Raw genomic sequence first — 18,287 nt, forward strand, 5'->3', positions numbered from 1 at the left:
TCGTTTATCCATAATTTCTTTGATTTAGTTGGCAATTCGGTAGATTCATGTATGATGTTAGAATAGTATTCACTTTATAAGAAAAGAGGCGGCTTTATGACTGAATGGTGGAAAAAATCGACTGTGTATCAAATTTATCCGCGGAGTTTTATGGACTCGAATGGAGATGGCATAGGCGATATTCCGGGCATTATCCAAAAACTCGATTACTTGCATGACCTTGGTGTAGATATTCTCTGGCTGTCACCGGTATATGATTCACCAAACGACGATAACGGTTATGACATCCGCGATTATTACAAAATCATGAACGAGTTCGGAACGATGGCAGACTTTGATGAGTTACTGGAAAGAGTACATGAGCGAGGCATGAAATTGGTTATGGATCTTGTTGTCAATCATACGTCTGATGAGCACACTTGGTTTAAAGACCATCCCGATTTTTACATATGGCGCGATCAGCCAACCAATTGGCGCTCGTTTTTTAGTGGCTCTACATGGGACTTTCAAAAAGAACGCAACCAATACTATTTACACTTGTTTTCTAAAAAGCAACCAGATTTAAACTGGGAAAATCCCCAGTTGCGTGAAGCAGTTTACGAAATGATGCGTTGGTGGCTAGATAAAGGCGTAGACGGCTTCCGAATGGACGTCATCAATATGATTTCAAAAGTTCCAAATATACAAGACGCACCGGACGGCGATGGCAGCAGTCAATTCATGAACGGTCCAAATGTTCACACTTATCTAAAAGAAATGAATAAACGAGTGCTGTCCAAATACAATATTGTTACAGTCGGTGAAACGCCAGGTACTTCGCCAAAAGAAGCGCGTGACTATATCGCTAGTCAAAATCAAGAACTCAATATGATTTTTACGTTCGAGCATATGGATCTCGATCAAGCGTCTGGAGGGAAATGGGATTTAAAGCCTTTAGAACTGATAGACTTGAAAGAAAATCTAGAAAAGTGGCAGCACGGACTTCACGAAGAAGGTTGGAATAGCCTGTACTGGAACAACCACGATCAGCCGCGCATTGTGTCGCGTTTTGGCGATGATCAAAATTGGCGCGTGGAATCTGCTAAAATGCTCGCGACTTGTTTACATTTCATGCAAGGCACGCCTTATATTTATCAAGGCGAAGAACTAGGGATGACCAATGTTCGTTTTGATCTGATTGAAGCGTATAAAGATATTGAAACGATCAACATGTATCAAGAAAAACAGAAAGCAGGCATTTCGCATGACGACATCATGAAGAAGATTTACGCAAAAGGACGCGATAATGCACGAACGCCAATGCAATGGTCAAATGAGCTAAATGCTGGCTTTACGACAGGTGTGCCTTGGATACAAGTAAATCCAAATTATACAAACATCAATGCTCTAGAGCATCAAGATCCAGATTCAATTTATCAGTACTACAAAAAGTTAATCGCATTTCGTAAAAAAATGGATATCGTCACACATGGCGATTTTACGTTGATGCACCGGGAAGACGAGGAGTTGTTCGTCTATACGCGTAGATGGAATGACGAAACTTTGACCGTTTATTGCAATTTTTCAAATCAAACCAAATCTGTTGAACGACCAAAAGGCGCAAAGCTAATCGGCAATTATGCAGATCATAATGACGAACTCGCACTCAAGCCATATGAAGCGGTCGTTTATTACCAACACTAAAAACGAAAATCATAAGGAGGAACCATGGAAAAAGTACTAGGAGTTGACATTGGCGGAACAAAAATCCGTTTAGGCATCATTGATGCTAGCGGACAGATTTTATACGAAGAAAAAATTCCAACAATCATTCCGCTGTATCCGTATCTTGAAGAAAACATCTTGCGTATTTTAGCGGAGCAACCAGAAGTTCATGCAATCGGCATAGGAACACATGGTTTTGTCGATCCAAAGCAAGGAAAAGTGATCTATGCTGCAGAAACCTTGCCTGGGTGGAGCAATACACCGGTCAAAGAATGGTTAGAAAAAGCAACAGGCAAACAGGTCGAAGTCGAAAATGATGCAAATGTTGTAGCACTTGCAGAAGCGAAGTTTGGAGCAGCACAAGGACTTAATCGCGTTGTTGTGTTAACACTCGGTACGGGTCTTGGCGGCGGTGTGTTATGGGATGGCAAGCTATTAAGTGGCGGTCCTCACGGAGGAGCAGCAGAACTTGGCCACATGATTCTTTATCCAAATGGAGTCACATGTGCGTGCGGACGATCTGGTTGTAGCGAAATGTACGTGTCTGGAACAGCACTCGAACGTCGAATTGACGAAGCAGGACTTCAAATCACACCACCTGAACTTTTCCGAAATGCGAATACTGATCTCGTTGCAAAGCGAGTTGTTGATGGATTTACGACAGACTTAGCCCTGGTCATTAGTAGCTTACAAGCCGCTTTCGATATGGAAATGGTCATTATCGGAGGCGGTGTGTCAGAAGCCGCATACTTATGGATGGATGAGTTACAGCAAAAGCTCAAAACGGTTTTATTAAACCCACTGAAAGTCGAAGTGGCACGTTTTGAAAACGATGCAGGAATTTTAGGTGCTGCGTTATTAGTGCTTGAAAATTAACTAAACAACTGGAAACGGAGCGGACAATGCGTCTGCTTTTTTCTTTTTTCGATAACTAGGAGCTGAAGAAAAATTCTAATTATTTTAAAAAGACATCTTGTGCAAACGTTTTCATAATGTTATGATCTAAATAATTAATTATTGGGAACACGCTCCAGTCCGTTTCCATTTTTTATTTATACTTTTGTGCAAACGTTTGCACAACATTTTAAAGGGGGAATTACTGATGAAGGAATTAAAGTTCAGCAAAGGGCTTATAACGTCATTGATGTTATCAGCGGCAGTTTTAGCAGGATGTAGTAGCGATGGAGAAAAAGAAGGGTCAAGCGCAGAAGGCGAAAAAGTAACAGTCGATATTTTCCAATTCAAAGTGGAATTTAAAGACCAGTTTGAAGACGTGGTTGAACTTTATGAAAAAGAAAACCCGAACGTTAATATTGAAATTACTACTGTCGGTGGTGGAGAAGATTACGGCGCAGCACTTCGTTCACGGTTTGCATCTGGCAACGAACCGGCGATTTTTAACATTGGTGGCCCTCAAGATGTAGCGGACTGGAAAGACAATTTATCGGACTTAACGGATACAGCGGCTGCAGAAGCGGCGCTTGAAGGCACGCTTGACGGGGTAACCGTTGAATCGGAAGTACTTGGCTTGCCTTATAACCAAGAAGGTTATGGCTTTATCTACAATACGCGTCTATTTGAAGAAGCGGGAATTGATCCAGCATCGATTACTGATTTCGTATCACTTGAAAAAGCAGTCAAAACATTAGACTCGAAAAAAGACGAGCTGGGTCTTGAATCTGTTTTCGCTTTCCCAGGAAAAGAAACGTGGGTAACAGGACTTCATTTGTCTAACACATTCTTAGCACCTGAATTTGATAATAATGTATTAACAGCATTTGACGCAGAAACTGTCGAATTCAAATACGCAGAAGGCTTTAAGAAAATTGTAGACTTACAAAATGAATACTCAAAACAACCAACAGTTAGCCTTGATTACTCTCAACAAGTTGAGGAATTGTTCTCTCTTGAGCGCGTTGCAATTATCCAACAAGGAAACTGGGCTTACGGTTCAATCGCAGGTATCGATCCTGAACTTGCAGACAACGGCATCGGTCTTATGCCAATTCCTGTTGAAGGCGTAGAAGATACAGGCTTACCAGTAGGCGTACCAATGTATTGGGGCGTAAACAAAAAAGCAGACGAAGCCGTCATTAAAGAATCAAAAGATTTTTTAGATTGGTTATACACATCTGATGCAGGTAAAACAGCTGTAATAGAAGACTTTAAATTTATTCCGGCCTACGAAGGCTACGACACATCAAAAATTTCTGATCCAATGTCGAAAGCAATCTATGATGCTTCCGAGTCAGGTAACACAATTGGCTGGGTATTTATGGGCTATCCAACTGGATGGGGAGAAGATGCACTTGGTTCAGGCATCCAAAAATACTTGAGCGACGAAGCAACATGGGACGAAGTTATCGACTCAGCAAAAGAAGCTTGGAAAACAGACCGAGCTAAATAAGCAACACATAAGTTAATCATCATTATGAGTGGTTCAAACAAAGTAGCCTCTGTGCTACTTTGTTTTGGTATTAGAGAAAATTGTACTGGCTTCACTTTTATAAACCGCTTCGCCGAGGAGAACCTCCGCCTGTAGCGATTAATTTACTCACTCATAAAATCTTACTGAATGAATCATGAAAGGAATGGTGCCTGTATGCGTACAAAAGATTTATCTTATTGGTTGTTTTTAGCCCCGGTATTGCTGGCACTTACGCTAGTTGTCGTTGTTCCAATGCTACTCGGCGTTTATTATTCATTCACTACTTGGAATGGCATCGACACTGGAGAGTTTGTCGGCTTCCAAAACTATATCGACTTGTTCAAAGATCAGCGTTTCCTCGATTCGCTTTGGTTCACCACAAAATTTTCGATTGTCTCTGTTATTTTAATTAATGTCATTGGCCTGTCGTTAGCACTTCTTGTTACGGGGCGCGTGCGTTCAAGTAAATTACTACGTACGACATTTTTCATGCCGAACTTAATCGGCGGCTTGATCTTAGGTTTCATTTGGCAATTCATTTTTATCAAAGTATTTGCAAGTGTCGGCGAAATTATTGGCATGGAAGGCTTGCAAGGCTGGTTGTCTACAACGAACACGGGGTTCTGGGGCTTGGTCATTTTGATGAGCTGGCAAATGGCGGGGTACATCATGGTCATCTATATTGCTTATTTAGAAGGGATGCCAAAAGAATTGCTCGAGGCGTCTGAAATTGATGGAGCTTCTCCATTCCAACGTTTCCGTTATGTCGTCTTTCCGCTTGTTGCTCCTGCATTCACGGTCAGCATGTTCTTAACACTATCGAATACCTTCAAACTGTACGACCAAAACTTGTCGTTAACAGCTGGTGGACCTTATAATTCTACGGAAATGGTTGCGATGGAAATTTTTAAGACCGCGTTTGCACAAAATGCTTTTGCCTATGCACAAGCGAAAGCTGTCATTTTCTTCGTTATCGTAGCACTCATCGCTCTTGTTCAGGTTTATCTGAACAAACGCAAGGAGGTTGAAATGTAATGAAGAAAAAATGGAATGTGAAACTAGAAGTTCTAGGGTTATTGTTGGCAATTTTGTGGCTAGCACCTTTTTACTTAATGTTCGTCAACTCATTCAAATCCAAAAAAGAAATTTTTATGGATACGATTAGCCCTCCGGAAAATTGGAGTTTTGATAATTACATTACGGCATTTGAAGAACTAGATTTCATGCAAACATTATTTAATTCTTTATTAATTACCGTCATTAGTGTGGTTTTGATCATTATTTTCTCAGCAATGGCAGCCTATGCGTTATCACGCGCTAAAAGCAAACTCAGTACAGTGCTGTTTTTCACATTCGTTGCAGCGATGTTAATACCGTTTCAATCGGTTATGATTCCGCTCGTAACAGTATTCGGTAAGTTTGAAATGTTAAACCGCGGAGGATTAATTTTTATGTATATTGGTTTTGGCGCAAGCTTGTCGATATTCTTATATCATGGTGCACTGAACAATATTCCGCGCTCGCTTGATGAAGCAGCGACAATTGACGGTGCCAACCGCTTTCAAGTATTCTGGTACATCATTTTCCCAATCTTAAAACCTATTACAGTGACAGTAGCCATTCTGAATATTATTTGGATTTGGAACGATTATTTATTGCCATCACTCGTTATCAATACGCCTGGAAGTGAAACAATTCCTTTGAAGATGTTCTTCTTCTTTGGTGAATACACCAAGCAATGGCATTTAGCACTTGCTGGATTGACGCTCGCAATCATTCCGGTTATCATTTTCTACTTTTTTGCTCAACGCGAAATCATCAAAGGGGTATCGGATGGAGCAGTAAAATAAGGGAGACAGTCAAATGGCAATCACGATTAAAGACGTTGCAAAAAAAGCGGGTGTATCGCCGGCTACCGTATCTCGCGTAATTGCTGACAATCCACGAATTAGTATTAAAACAAAACAAAAAGTACGAGAAGTAATGGAAACGATGGGCTATTATCCAAATTTCCAAGCCCGTAATTTAGTAGCGAATAATACTAGAACGCTGGGTGTTATTATGGAAAACTCGGCGGCACTTGCTTTCCAAAATCCGTTCTTTCCAGAAGTGTTGCGTGGTATATCTACACAAGCGCATGATAGCAAATACGGTTTGTATTTATCAACGGGTGCCACGCAAGAAGAGATTTATCAAGAAGTAGTTGAAATGGTCCAAGGCAGACGAGTGGACGGAATCATTCTTCTTTATTCAAAGATTAATGATCCGGTTTTAGAGTATTTAAGCCAAAGCAGCTTGCCATTTGCTGTCGTTGGGCGGCCTTACAAAAATCCGAAATCTGTAAGTCATGTCAATAACGACAATATCCAGACGGCCAAAGAAACGGTAGAATACTTAATCGATTTGGGTCATCAACACATTGCATTTGTCGGAGGGGCTTCTGATTTTGTCGTATCAATCGACCGAATGCAAGGGTATAAGCAAGCACTCAGTGAACATCAAATCTCGTTTGATGCAAATTACACGGTTAATCAAGACTTTATACAAGGCAATGAACAAGACTCGATTCGTCGTTTGATGGCGCTCGAAGTTCCGCCAACCGCTATTGTTACGCATGATGATATGGTGGCGTACGAAGTGATTGGTTATCTAGAAGATTTGGAAATACGAGTACCAGAAGATGTCTCCATCATTGGATTTAACAACCACACCATTTCAAAACACTTAAAGCCGCCGCTTAGCACAGTGGACATTTCAATTTATGAACTTGGACTACATGCAACCGAATTAGTCGTAGAGAAAATAACAGACGAATCGACACCTCCGAAACAAGTCGTGGTTCCTTCCAGACTAATTGAAAGAGGCTCTTGCCGACGTCTTTGAGAGGGATCGAATATGAACAAAACATGGTGGAAAGAAGCAGTTGTTTATCAAGTCTACCCACGTAGCTTTATGGATTCAAACGATGATGGCTTGGGTGACATTAATGGTGTCACCAGCAAATTGGATTATTTGAAAGACATGGGCATTAACGTCATTTGGATTTGCCCAATGTACAAATCACCAAATGATGACAACGGTTATGATATTAGTGATTATCAATCCATTTTAGAAGAGTTCGGTACAATGGATGATTTTGAACGTTTAATGGAAGAAGTACATGCGCGCGACATGAAACTAATTATCGACTTGGTCATCAATCATACAAGCGATGAACATCCATGGTTTTTGGAATCAAAATCATCTCGCGACAATCCAAAGCGCGATTGGTACATTTGGCAAGATAAACCATTAAATTGGGAAAGTATATTCGGTGGACCTGCTTGGGAATACGATGAACAAACCAAGCAGTATTATTTGCACATCTTTTCGAAAAAACAGCCTGATTTAAATTGGGAAAACCCCGAAGTTCGCAACGAACTCTACAAAATGATTAATTGGTGGATTGCTAAAGGAATTGATGGTTTCCGTGTAGATGCTATTAGCCACATCAAAAAACAGTACGTGAATACAGAAGAAGCAGGCGAGCAGTTATTCGTTCCTTCGTGGGATAAGTTCATGAATGTCGATGGTATCCAGCCATTTCTACAAGAATTATACGATGAAACATTCAGCAAACACGACATCATGACAGTTGGTGAAGCAAACGGTGTTTCAGCAGATGAAATCGATGAATGGGTCAACGAAGAAACCGGCAAATTCGATATGATTTTCCAGTTCGAAGACATCGACTTGTGGAACGTCGAAATCAGTAATGGCGTAAACGTACCTGAGTTAAAAAAAGTACTTAGCAAATGGCAAGAAAAAGTAAACGGCATTGGCTGGAATGCATTATTCATTGAAAACCACGATAAGCCGCGCGTCGTTTCCACTTGGGGCGACGATCAAATCTATTGGCGCGAAAGTGCAACCGCATTAGCATGCATGTATTTCTTCATGCAAGGAACCCCGTTTATTTACCAAGGTCAAGAAATTGGAATGTCGAACGCACCATTCGAAAAACTTGATCATTTCGACGACGTTCATACGCACAACTTGTATTTCCACAAAAAAGAAACGGGTATGGAACATGAATCTATCATGACATTGCTGCGCGCAACAAGCCGCGATCACTCGCGAACGCCAATGCAATGGAACGCTAGCGCGAACGCCGGATTTTCTGGCAACAGACCGTGGATAGGTGTCAACCCAAACTATACGTGGCTAAATGTAGAAGCACAAAAAGACGATCCACATTCAGTGCTCGCTTTCTATAAACAAATGATTTGGCTTCGAAAACACATGGACGTTTTCGTCTACGGAGAATATAAATTAATTGAATTAGGGCACGAATCCGTGTTTGCATACACGCGTGAATCTGCTGACGAAAAAGTACTCATCGTCACTAACCTCGGTCAACATGCTTGCTTATGCGGCATCGATTCTGAAGACTTCACATTACTTTTAGCAAATTATCAAAACATCGATCCCGCACAACTGCTTCCATACGAAGCACGCGTCTATAAAATTCCAAAAGACGCGTTTGTTGGATGAAACTAGATGCTGTTGTCGAACAAAAGCCAGAGAAAGCTTAGACTTTCTTTGGCTTTTTATTTTGGATGCTTTTGTATGAAGTTTGTGAAAAGAAGAAAATTCTTATCCGAAGTTTTAGCATCTTTACCCACGCGTTTAGAGTCTATACATGAACTGTTCAAGCTGTTATATGAACAATCAAAGTTTTTACACGATTCTCTTTAAACTCCTCTCACACAAAAAGATTCGCGTACCTACTTCAAGGGTATATCCCTAACAACGAAAAGGACAAAGGAGTCGATGACGATGGCGTTTGATTATGACTTGGATTATGAAAATCTCGATTTGCGAAAACATCCCGAGCTGTACCGCGTAGGCAAAGGCGAGCAAGGTGTACTCATGGTACAGCCATATAAAGGAGAAATTTTGCCGCATTGGCGTTTCAAGACACCGGACATTGCGCAAGAGTCGTGCGATAAAATTTCTGAGTTGTTTGAAGAGTATCGCAAGCAAGATGATTTTGTCGGCATGGACATGGCGCGAAAGTTTATTCAAATGGGCTATACGCGTGCACGACGCTATACGAATTACAAAGGTGGACGCAAATACAATGAAGACGGCAGCATTAAAGAACGCGACATTGATCCGGTAAAAGCCGAGTCAGCCGCAATTTTCAAAAAACGCTGGGATGAAATTCGTGAAGATGAAGATTATTTAAAACGCAAAAAGAAGCACCAAAAAGAATTTGGCTGAGATGCATCTTTTACAAATAGCGTGCGTCAAATAGCATAACAACATACAGAAAATAGGTGGCGCAATGAAAAAAATCGTTTTAGCTGGAGGAACAGGATTTGTTGGGCAATACTTAGAAAAAAAGTTTAGAGAGCAAGGCTATCAAGTCGTTATCATTTCACGAAAGCCGCATCATGTAAATTGGACGGATTATGCCGGTATGCTCAACGCATTAGAAGGCGCGGAAATGCTCATTAATTTGGCAGGGAAATCAGTGAATTGTCGATACACTGAAGCCAACAAACGTGAGATTTTCGATTCGCGTATGAAGACAACCGAAGCGTTAGGAGCAGCGATTTTAAACTGTGATAACCCGCCACCATTATGGATCAATTCCAGTACGTCGACGATTTACCGTCATGCGGAAGATCGGCCGATGACAGAAGCCAGTGGCGAATTTGGCAAAGGTTTTTCTGTAGAAGTTGGCAAGGCGTGGGAACAAGCACTGTTTTCGTTTTACTTACCAGAAACACGTCAAGTCGCGTTAAGGCTATCGATCGTTCTTGGCAAAGGCGGCGGTGTTATGGTGCCTTATGAAAACATGGTGCGTTTTGGTCTTGGCGGCAAGCAAGGAAACGGCAACCAACTGTTTAGCTGGATTCACATAGAAGACGTTTACAAAATCATTTTATACTTGCGCGACAATGATCAGATGAGTGGCATTATCAATACCACATCACCCACACCTGTCACTAACCGCGAATTGATGAAGGCATTGCGAAAAGCAATGAACCGCAAAGTCGGATTACCGACAACAAAATGGATGTTGAGTATTGGCGGCGTCATTATTCGCACAGAGCCAGAACTGATTTTGAAGAGTCGTTGGATTTTGCCTGCACGGCTAGAACAAGATGGCTTCCAATTTGCTTACCCGACACTTGATCGGGCGCTTCACAATATTCTTCATGAATAAAAATAAGCATATAGCACTAGAAAGTTCTTCATTAGAAAGACTTTCCATGTGCTATTTTTTTATTTCAACTTAATTCCTTTATTTCGAGATATATGGGTTTGAGATAATTGTTTAGAGGAAATACCTACAAGAAGGGGGTGACAAATTGACCATAGACGAAAAATTGATGATGGGTATTCGCAACCGAGAAGAGCAAGCATTATCCGATTTGTACGACCGCTACCACCGCGTTATTTGGAAAATTGCCCACCAGGCTGATCCCAATCATTCTGTCTGTGAGCAACTTGTTACTCATGTGTTTCGAGCAGTTTGGACAAAGCCACAAGATTTTATGCAAAATCGAAAATTAGTGGCAATACTGATTGAGTATTGTCTAGCACAAAGCGCCATTCATGTTCAAAAAATCTAACAATCTAAATCAACTCTTGCAAGTCGAGAGTTGATTTTTTTTTTTGCGGTTCTTCCTAGTTGACGAAGCTGAAAAAAGAGCGTAGGTTAAAGAATATAGAAATGATTGTTCCATTTGGAACGGTTCGAAAATGAAAGATGGTGCTAACATGCAAAACAATAAAGAGCCAGATAATTACATGAAGTTAATGTTGTCTTTTGGCCATGTCCAAAAAAATATGGTACGCCTTATTCAAAAAGCAGCAGCAGAAAAAGAGTTATCAGTTCCACAATATTCGATTTTAATGACCATCTTTAATTGCGATGAAATGACACAAAAAAAAGTTGGAGAAAAAACTTTTTTGCCGAAAAGTACATTAAGTCAATCAGTGGATGGACTGGTGAAAGAAGGCTATATCGACCGTCAACAAGTGGCGTGCAATCGTCGGGAAATGATGTTGTCACTTAGCGATCGAGGACGAGCATTAGTAAATGGCTTCCACTTGCAAGAAGACGGAGTGTATCAAGTGTTTAAAGCAGCAAGCGAGCAATTTACTGAAGAACAAGTAGAGGAACTTTTACGTGCTCATCAGAAAATCTCAGAGTACTTAACCAGAACAGAGGTAGAGGTGACGATAAAATGATTAAAGTGTTAAAAAACTTAAGTCCGTATAAATGGATTGTTTTTAGCGTTATCGCCTTGGTATTTGCTCAATCCATGGCAGAGCTGTTTTTGCCGACATTGATGGCTGACATTATTGATAATGGTGTTGTCAAAGGAGACATCCCGTATATTTGGAAAATTGGTTTATGGATGTTATTGGTATCAGCCATTGGTGCAACAGCAGCTGTTTTTGCGAGTTTTTACTCTTCTAAAGCGGCCATGGGACTTGGTCGTGACTTGCGACAAAAAGTCTTCAAGCATGTGGGGCAATTTTCACTTCAAGAGTTTGACGAAGTGGGAACGGCATCGCTGATTACACGTACGACAAACGATATTACACAAGTGCAACAAGTAACCATTATGATGTTGCGCATGGTCATTAGTGCACCGATTATGTTAGTCGGCGGAGTCATACTAGCGGTTTCAAAAGACGCGAAACTATCGCTCGTTATTATCGGTGCTATGCCATTTTTGGTTATTGCGATTTTGTTGATCTTGAAATACGCAATGCCATTGTTCCAACAAGTTCAGAAAAAAATAGACGGCTTAAACCTAGTAGTGCGTGAAAACTTAACTGGTATTCGCGTCATTCGTGCGTTTAACCGTGAAACAGAAGAAAAAGCACGTCTTCAAACAGCTAATCGTGATTTAGCGGATGTGTCGATCAAAGTCAATAAAGTGATGGCATTTTTAATGCCGGTCATGATGTTGGTGATGAACATTACCGTGGTTGCAGTTATTTGGTTTGGCGGAATTCGCATTAGTAATGGCGCCATGCAAATTGGTGATTTAATGGCGTTTATTCAATACGTGATGATGATTATGTTTGCCTTACTGACGGCATCGTTTATGTTCGTGATGATTCCACGTGCTGCCGTGTCAGCTAAACGAATCAATGAAGTACTAGAAATGCAGCCAGCGTTTAAAGATGACGGAACCCAAAAAGCCAATCTTGCCCGCGGGACTTTAGAATTTGAAGACGTCACTTTCTACTACCCAGGAGCAGAAGAAGCTGCGCTATCGCATATTAGTTTTACTGCAAAACCAGGTGAAATCACAGCAATTATTGGAGGAACAGGTTCTGGGAAGTCGACACTTGTAAATCTTGTACCACGCTTTTATGAGGTAAAGAGCGGAACGATTCGCGTTAACGGTGTTGACATTCGTAAAGCTCCTCAACAAGAAATTCGTTCGAAAATTGGTTTTGTGCCACAAAAATCGGTATTGTTCACCGGATCTATTGCGGACAATATTCGCTTTGGAAAACAAGACGCCAGTGAACAAGAGCTAAAAAATGCTGCAGCGATTGCACAAGCAACAGAGTTTATTGACCACATTGAAGGTGGGTATTCAGCTAGTGTTGAACAAGGCGGTTCGAATTTATCAGGCGGTCAAAAGCAACGGTTATCCATTGCTCGTGCATTGATTCGCAAACCGGACTTGTATATTTTTGATGATAGTTTTTCGGCACTCGATTTCAAAACGGATGCCAAACTGCGAAAAGCATTAGAAAACGAAACAAAACATGCAACGGTGCTACTCGTAGCACAACGTGTAAGTACAGTAGTTGACGCAGATCGCATTATCGTTTTAGAAAAAGGCGAAATGGTGGGCATAGGTACACATAAAGAACTCTTAGAGAATAACGAAGTGTATCGTGAAATTGCCTTATCTCAATTGTCAGAGGAGGAAATCGCATGAGTAGAATGGGTCCTCCACAAGGTGGGAATATGCCACCGCAAAAAGCGAAAAACTTCAAAGGGACGTTTCGACGTCTTGTATCTTATTTAAGACCTCGCCGTAAAAAACTAGCAGCTGTCTTTATCGTTGCAATTCTCAGCACGGTATTTACAATTGTTGGTCCTAAAATTATGGGGATGGCCATTACTGAATTATTCGAAGGTGCTTATGGACAACTGCAAGGCGTGCCAGGCGGCGGTATTGATTTTGGTGTCATCGGACAAATTCTGGCGCTGCTTGCAGGATTGTATGTACTAAGTAGTATATTCAGTTATATTCAGCAATACATGATGTCTACAGTAGCGCAAGATACCGTCTACGATTTGCGACAAGACGTCAATAAAAAACTAGGGAAATTACCACTTAAATATTTTGATGGCCGATCAAACGGAGAAACTTTGAGTCGCATGACCAATGACATCGATACCATTGGCAGTACGTTGCAACAAAGCTTGACGCAATTTATTACGTCAATTGTGACCATCGTTGGGATATTGGTGATGATGTTAACCATCAGTCCATTATTAACATTGATCGCAGTGGTTAGCTTGCCGCTATCTCTGTTCGTTATCAAACCAGTCTTAAAAAGATCACAAAAGTATTTTGCCAGTCAACAAAAAAATCTGGGCCGTTTAAATGGGCACGTCGAAGAAATGTACACAGGTCATCAAGTGGTCAAAGCGTTTGGACACGAAGAAAAGTCCAACGAACAATTTGATGCGGTCAACGAAGAACTATACGAAGCAGGACGCAAAGCGCAGTTTATTTCAGGCATCATTATGCCAATGATGACGTTAATCGGGAATTTAAGTTATGTCTTGATCAGTATTGTTGGAGGTATTTTGGTAACACAACGTGCGATTTCCATTGGGGACATTCAAGCGTTTATCACGTATTCCAAACAGTTTACACAGCCTATTACGCAAACGGCGAATATTGCTAATATTATTCAATCCACAATAGCGGCGGCTGAACGTGTGTTTGAATTGCTCGATGAAGAAGAAGAAATCACAGAAGTCACAACTTCAGTACTCGAACGTGCGAAAGGTGCTGTCGCTTTTGAAGACGTTGACTTTGGCTACGACAACGAATTGTTGATCGAAAAAATGAACATCGCTGTTTCACCAGGTCAAACGGTTGCCATCGTTGGACCAACGGGCGCTGGGAAAACAACGTTGATCAATTTATTGATGCGTTTTTATGAATTAAACGCAGGACGGATTTTGATCGATGGACTGGATTCGCGTAATATGTCGAGACACGAGTTGCGTCAAAACTTCGGAATGGTATTGCAAGACACATGGCTCTTTAACGGGACCATTCGCGATAATATTGCATACGGGAAAACAGGTGCAACAGAAGACGAAGTTCGAAAAGCAGCAAAAGCAGCACATGCCGATCACTTTATCCGCACCTTGCCAGACGGCTACGATACTATTTTAAATCAAGAAGTATCAAATATTTCACAAGGACAAAAGCAGTTATTGACCATTGCACGTGCCATTCTTGCGGATCCACCTATCATGATTTTAGATGAAGCGACGTCAAGTGTGGATACACGTACAGAAATTTTTATTCAAAAAGCGATGAACCAATTAATGGCAGGACGCACAAGTTTTGTAATTGCGCATCGCTTGTCAACGATTAAAGACGCTGATTTGATCTTGGTTATGGATCAAGGAAAAGTGATTGAACAAGGCACACACCGACAACTGCTTGACAAAAACGGCTTTTACGCCGATTTGTATCAAAGTCAGTTTGCAGCAAAATTGGCTGTGTAAAACGAAAAGGTCTACTGCTTTGGCTATTTTTCGACAGCTGAGCAAAAACACGTTATGCTTACATTAGTTTACTTGACCGCTCTAGCGGCAAGACAAACGGAAGGATGATTCACATGGCATTTCTAGACAAGCTCAACCAAATCAAAGACAAGTCGATCGAAAAAGGCAAAGCCCATTGGGAAGAAAACAAAGACGACTACAAAGAAAAAGCCACCACTTATAAAGAAAAAGCACTCGTCATGAAAGACGACGTTGCGAATAAAATAAAAGAAAAAACAAAAAAATGATTGATCGCATGGCCAAGCTAATAAAGCTTGGCTTTTTTTGTGGAGTTTTTATTGTTTTTCACTAGTTAACGAGTGATGGAATGCATTTTTTGACTTGATCGCAAGCTGTGGATCAAACGGAACTTAATTTCCAGCGGAACGTACAATAAAGAAGCACCAAGAGAGGAGCAAAGCCGTGCAAAATTTTACATTGTTCGTTAGTGTGGTGGGAACGATTGTGTTGATAGCGATGATTACTCCTTATTTTAACTGGTGGGTGAAAAGCCTTGTCGTCATTTATTACGGCAGCTTGTCTTTTATGTTTATCCACAAGTACACCACTATCAATGACACATATAAAGACATCGCACCTGTTCCTGCTGCCTACTGGGAAGAAAATTCGCAATGGGTGTGGATTGCATCAAATCTGATTTTTTGGCCATTCGGAATAATTTTGTTGTATCTTTCTTACCGTGGATTTCAACGAGTTCAAACGCTTCCTGCTAAAATCTTCATTGCTAGTGGACTTTTGCTAGGGGCTTTACTGATATTGTTCTTTAAATTCGTCTTTAATCTTGAGTACGGTTACCGTCCATAAAAATTTTTTACTTTTTTTGAAACATTTAGACAATATAACCGTATTAAGACTATAGACGCTAATACATAAAAAAATGAGTTGCGTCAATCAGCCAAAAGGGAGTGGGAAAAGCATGCAATCAATAGGAGTTATTACTGTCGTTATCGCATTAGTCATTATCGCTGCACTCGCAGGACTTGGGTATTTTTTCTGGATGAAAGTTCGTTACCGCACGGCAAAATCCAATGAAGCGTTAATCATTACTGGACCGAAACTAGGAGACCCCGCAAAAGACACCAATATTTTCACTGACGACGAAGGACGTTCGATGAAAATCATTCGAGGTGGCGGTTATTTATTGAGACGTTTCCAAACGTCCACGCCAGTTAGTTTAACGTCGTTTCAGTTGAAACTTGCAACACCACGCGTTTACACCAATGCGGGTGTGCCAATTGTGGCGGATGCGGTAGCAATGGTCAAAGTAGCGGACACATTAAACGGCATTGCCAATTACGCTGAGCAGTTTCTTGGAAAAAAACAAGAGGAAATTGAAATAGAGATTATTGAAGTGCTTGGCAGTAACTTACGTGCGATCCTGTCGAAAATGACCGTAGAAGACATCAACAGCGACCGCGAGAAATTCAACACGGACGTACAAGACATCGCACAAAAACAACTCGACTTGATGGGCTTTAAAATCACTTCGCTCGGCTTGACCGATTTGCGAGATGCGGATGAAAATAACGGATACTTGGAGAACTTAGGTCGACCGCGTATCGCAGAAGTGCGGAAACTTGCTGAAATCGCCGAAGCCAATACGGAACGTGAAACACGTATTCACCGTGCGCAAACCGATCAAGAAGCGAAAGAAGAAGAATACTTGCGCCAAATTTCTACCGCTCAGTCGAAAAAAGAAAAAGACATTAAAGACGCCGCATTTAAAGAAGAAACCGAACGTGCACGCGCCAAGTCGGAACAATCGTATGAGTTGGAAAAAGCCAAGCTGGCAATGGAAATTCAAGAAGAGCAACTAAACTTGGAATTCGTGGCAAGAGAACGTGCTGTTAAATTAGAAGAAGAAGAAAGTAAAGTTCGTAAAACAAAAGCAGACGCCACGTACTATGAAACCACACGTTCCGCTGAAGGAGACGCGCGTCGTGCTGTGGTTGATGGAGAAGCGAAAGCTAAAATCAGACGTGACGAAGGAGCTGCAGAAGCAGAAGTGATCCGCGAACGCGGTAAAGCTGAAGCCGAGTCCCGCAAATTGCTTGCTGAAGCAATGGAAGAACACGGCGACGTCATCATCACCGAAAAACTAATCGATATGCTGCCAGTCTTTGCTGAAAAAGTAGCCTTGCCACTGAGCAACATCGAATCGGTGAAAATCATTGATTCTGGCAATGGCCAAGGCATTCCGTCGTTCGGCCGAAGCGTCACGAAAACCATGGTTGACATGCAAGAGCCACTCAAAGAAATGACCGGCATCGACATTGGAGAGTTATTGAAGTCTTACGTCAATCGCAACACAAAGCCTGCAGAACAAGCACCGGTCGCGACAATGCCCATGTTACAAAAAGAAGAAGTCGAGGATTCGACTACATCCCCTGAAGAGCTATAGAAGAATAGCATGAAGTATAAAACCCAGGTGGAAATTGCTTTTAAGAGCAATTTCCACCTGGGTTTTTCATATTCCGTACTAGCTTGAAAATGTTTAACAGGTACACGTACGTGTTAAAAAAGACATGAACGCCAGATCTTTCTATGATAAACTATGTAAATCTTATATGGTTTGATTAAAAAGGAGGGATACAGATGAAAGAAGAAAAAAAGAATGGCTATGTCATACGTGCAGAACGAACACGGAAAAAAATTCTAGATGCTGCTAGAGAGGTATTTAAAGAAAATGGTTTTAGAAATACGACCATCACATTGATCGCTGAAACAGCAGAAGTGGGTTATGGAACTGTTTACTCTCATTTTAATAACGGAAAAGATGAAGTGCTCATGAACATCATGGAAGATATTATGGATGACTTTTACCAAGTGGCTTCAGTAGCTTATACGCCAACTACGAAAGAAGATGCCCTTAAGTTTACAGAAAAAAACATTTCAGATTTTCTTGAATTGGCAATTGCGCATAAAGAATGGCTTGCTCTTTTTTATAAAGCCTTTGGTCACTCTGAAATGGTGCTTACTAGATGGGAAGAAATCACAGAACGCTTTATTGAACGGATTTCTAAAAACGTAGACTTGGTTAAAGAAAGAGGATTGAGCCGAAACTCCGATTACAATTCGCGTATTGTAGCAGGCTCGCTGTACTATCCGGGTGAAAAGTTTTTATGGAAGATTGTTTTAGGGAACACGACTCAAGATCATACAGAAATCGCACGTAATATTGCTGAAATCTACAATTTTGGTTTGTATAAGTAAGATTGAAAATCCGCTTTAACAAGCAGGGTTTTTTATTTTCAAAGAAGTTGACACGATGTCAATATCTTTGTACAATAAATTAACAGAAAATAT

At 41.0% G+C, this 18,287-nt stretch carries 17 protein-coding genes; all 17 read left to right on the forward strand.

Features of this window, described 5'->3' with window-relative positions; translation table 11 throughout:
* The first annotated feature begins 96 nt into the window (after window positions 1-96).
* The gene (locus tag I858_RS03025) at window positions 97-1,683 is read left to right on the forward strand and encodes a glycoside hydrolase family 13 protein (protein WP_049694451.1); all 1,587 of its coding nucleotides are present in this window, start codon (window positions 97-99) and stop codon (window positions 1,681-1,683) included.
* Between the two features lie 24 nt (window positions 1,684-1,707).
* Window positions 1,708-2,580, forward strand: a complete 873-nt coding sequence (locus tag I858_RS03030) for an ROK family protein (RefSeq protein WP_049694452.1) — start codon at window positions 1,708-1,710, stop codon at window positions 2,578-2,580.
* 226 nt (window positions 2,581-2,806) lie between these two features.
* Window positions 2,807-4,111 carry an ABC transporter substrate-binding protein gene (locus I858_RS03035; protein ID WP_049694453.1) on the forward strand — a complete coding sequence of 435 codons (1,305 nt, stop codon included), beginning with the start codon at window positions 2,807-2,809 and terminating at the stop codon, window positions 4,109-4,111.
* Window positions 4,112-4,306: 195 nt separating this feature from the next.
* On the forward strand, window positions 4,307-5,167 hold the full coding sequence (locus I858_RS03040; RefSeq protein ID WP_049694454.1) for a carbohydrate ABC transporter permease: 861 nt from the start codon (window positions 4,307-4,309) through the stop codon (window positions 5,165-5,167).
* Window positions 5,167-5,982, forward strand: coding sequence for a carbohydrate ABC transporter permease (locus tag I858_RS03045; protein ID WP_049694455.1), 816 nt, complete (start codon window positions 5,167-5,169; stop codon window positions 5,980-5,982). Before I858_RS03040 ends, I858_RS03045 begins: the two co-directional genes overlap by 1 nt.
* 13 nt (window positions 5,983-5,995) lie before the next feature.
* Complete coding sequence (locus I858_RS03050) at window positions 5,996-7,015, forward strand: LacI family DNA-binding transcriptional regulator (RefSeq protein WP_049694456.1); 1,020 nt, start codon at window positions 5,996-5,998, stop codon at window positions 7,013-7,015.
* Window positions 7,016-7,027: 12 nt separating this feature from the next.
* Window positions 7,028-8,665: a glycoside hydrolase family 13 protein gene (locus I858_RS03055; protein WP_049694457.1), complete on the forward strand. Its 1,638-nt coding sequence runs from the start codon at window positions 7,028-7,030 to the stop codon at window positions 8,663-8,665.
* Between the two features lie 285 nt (window positions 8,666-8,950).
* Window positions 8,951-9,397 carry a DUF4385 domain-containing protein gene (locus tag I858_RS03060; protein ID WP_049694458.1) on the forward strand — a complete coding sequence of 149 codons (447 nt, stop codon included), beginning with the start codon at window positions 8,951-8,953 and terminating at the stop codon, window positions 9,395-9,397.
* A gap of 64 nt (window positions 9,398-9,461) precedes the next feature.
* Entirely contained in the window at window positions 9,462-10,349 is an 888-nt protein-coding gene (locus I858_RS03065) for a TIGR01777 family oxidoreductase (RefSeq protein ID WP_049694459.1), read from the forward strand.
* 145 nt (window positions 10,350-10,494) lie between these two features.
* Window positions 10,495-10,758: a hypothetical protein gene (locus I858_RS03070; RefSeq protein ID WP_049694460.1), complete on the forward strand. Its 264-nt coding sequence runs from the start codon at window positions 10,495-10,497 to the stop codon at window positions 10,756-10,758.
* Window positions 10,759-10,906: 148 nt separating this feature from the next.
* Complete coding sequence (locus tag I858_RS03075) at window positions 10,907-11,380, forward strand: MarR family winged helix-turn-helix transcriptional regulator (RefSeq protein WP_049694490.1); 474 nt, start codon at window positions 10,907-10,909, stop codon at window positions 11,378-11,380.
* Window positions 11,377-13,101, forward strand: a complete 1,725-nt coding sequence (locus tag I858_RS03080; RefSeq protein WP_049694461.1) for an ABC transporter ATP-binding protein — start codon at window positions 11,377-11,379, stop codon at window positions 13,099-13,101. The genes I858_RS03075 and I858_RS03080 overlap by 4 nt, the downstream gene beginning before the upstream one ends.
* On the forward strand, window positions 13,098-14,921 hold the full coding sequence (locus I858_RS03085) for an ABC transporter ATP-binding protein (protein ID WP_065524415.1): 1,824 nt from the start codon (window positions 13,098-13,100) through the stop codon (window positions 14,919-14,921). Before I858_RS03080 ends, I858_RS03085 begins: the two co-directional genes overlap by 4 nt.
* 113 nt (window positions 14,922-15,034) lie before the next feature.
* A complete protein-coding gene (locus I858_RS17160) occupies window positions 15,035-15,208 on the forward strand; it encodes a hypothetical protein (RefSeq protein ID WP_204249437.1) in 174 nt (57 codons plus the stop codon).
* A 175-nt stretch (window positions 15,209-15,383) separates the two neighbouring features.
* Entirely contained in the window at window positions 15,384-15,785 is a 402-nt protein-coding gene (locus tag I858_RS03090) for a hypothetical protein (protein ID WP_049694463.1), read from the forward strand.
* 112 nt (window positions 15,786-15,897) lie between these two features.
* Window positions 15,898-17,382, forward strand: a complete 1,485-nt coding sequence (locus I858_RS03095; protein WP_049694464.1) for a flotillin family protein — start codon at window positions 15,898-15,900, stop codon at window positions 17,380-17,382.
* Between the two features lie 194 nt (window positions 17,383-17,576).
* Window positions 17,577-18,194, forward strand: coding sequence for a TetR/AcrR family transcriptional regulator (locus tag I858_RS03100; RefSeq protein WP_049694465.1), 618 nt, complete (start codon window positions 17,577-17,579; stop codon window positions 18,192-18,194).
* Window positions 18,195-18,287: the final 93 nt, after the last annotated feature.

The sequence above is a fragment of the Planococcus versutus genome, from assembly GCF_001186155.3.
GTDB lineage: Bacteria > Bacillota > Bacilli > Bacillales_A > Planococcaceae > Planococcus > Planococcus versutus.

What these genes read in the sequence shown, in the direction of transcription:
- I858_RS03025 (WP_049694451.1), top strand. Translation starts at nt 97, where the DNA reads ATGACTGAATGGTGGAAAAAATCGACTGTGTATCAAATTTATCCGCGG.
- I858_RS03030 (WP_049694452.1), top strand. Translation starts at nt 1,708, where the DNA reads ATGGAAAAAGTACTAGGAGTTGACATTGGCGGAACAAAAATCCGTTTA.
- I858_RS03035 (WP_049694453.1), top strand. Translation starts at nt 2,807, where the DNA reads ATGAAGGAATTAAAGTTCAGCAAAGGGCTTATAACGTCATTGATGTTA.
- I858_RS03040 (WP_049694454.1), top strand. Translation starts at nt 4,307, where the DNA reads ATGCGTACAAAAGATTTATCTTATTGGTTGTTTTTAGCCCCGGTATTG.
- I858_RS03045 (WP_049694455.1), top strand. Translation starts at nt 5,167, where the DNA reads ATGAAGAAAAAATGGAATGTGAAACTAGAAGTTCTAGGGTTATTGTTG.
- I858_RS03050 (WP_049694456.1), top strand. Translation starts at nt 5,996, where the DNA reads ATGGCAATCACGATTAAAGACGTTGCAAAAAAAGCGGGTGTATCGCCG.
- I858_RS03055 (WP_049694457.1), top strand. Translation starts at nt 7,028, where the DNA reads ATGAACAAAACATGGTGGAAAGAAGCAGTTGTTTATCAAGTCTACCCA.
- I858_RS03060 (WP_049694458.1), top strand. Translation starts at nt 8,951, where the DNA reads ATGGCGTTTGATTATGACTTGGATTATGAAAATCTCGATTTGCGAAAA.
- I858_RS03065 (WP_049694459.1), top strand. Translation starts at nt 9,462, where the DNA reads ATGAAAAAAATCGTTTTAGCTGGAGGAACAGGATTTGTTGGGCAATAC.
- I858_RS03075 (WP_049694490.1), top strand. Translation starts at nt 10,907, where the DNA reads ATGCAAAACAATAAAGAGCCAGATAATTACATGAAGTTAATGTTGTCT.
- I858_RS03080 (WP_049694461.1), top strand. Translation starts at nt 11,377, where the DNA reads ATGATTAAAGTGTTAAAAAACTTAAGTCCGTATAAATGGATTGTTTTT.
- I858_RS03085 (WP_065524415.1), top strand. Translation starts at nt 13,098, where the DNA reads ATGAGTAGAATGGGTCCTCCACAAGGTGGGAATATGCCACCGCAAAAA.
- I858_RS17160 (WP_204249437.1), top strand. Translation starts at nt 15,035, where the DNA reads ATGGCATTTCTAGACAAGCTCAACCAAATCAAAGACAAGTCGATCGAA.
- I858_RS03095 (WP_049694464.1), top strand. Translation starts at nt 15,898, where the DNA reads ATGCAATCAATAGGAGTTATTACTGTCGTTATCGCATTAGTCATTATC.
- I858_RS03100 (WP_049694465.1), top strand. Translation starts at nt 17,577, where the DNA reads ATGAAAGAAGAAAAAAAGAATGGCTATGTCATACGTGCAGAACGAACA.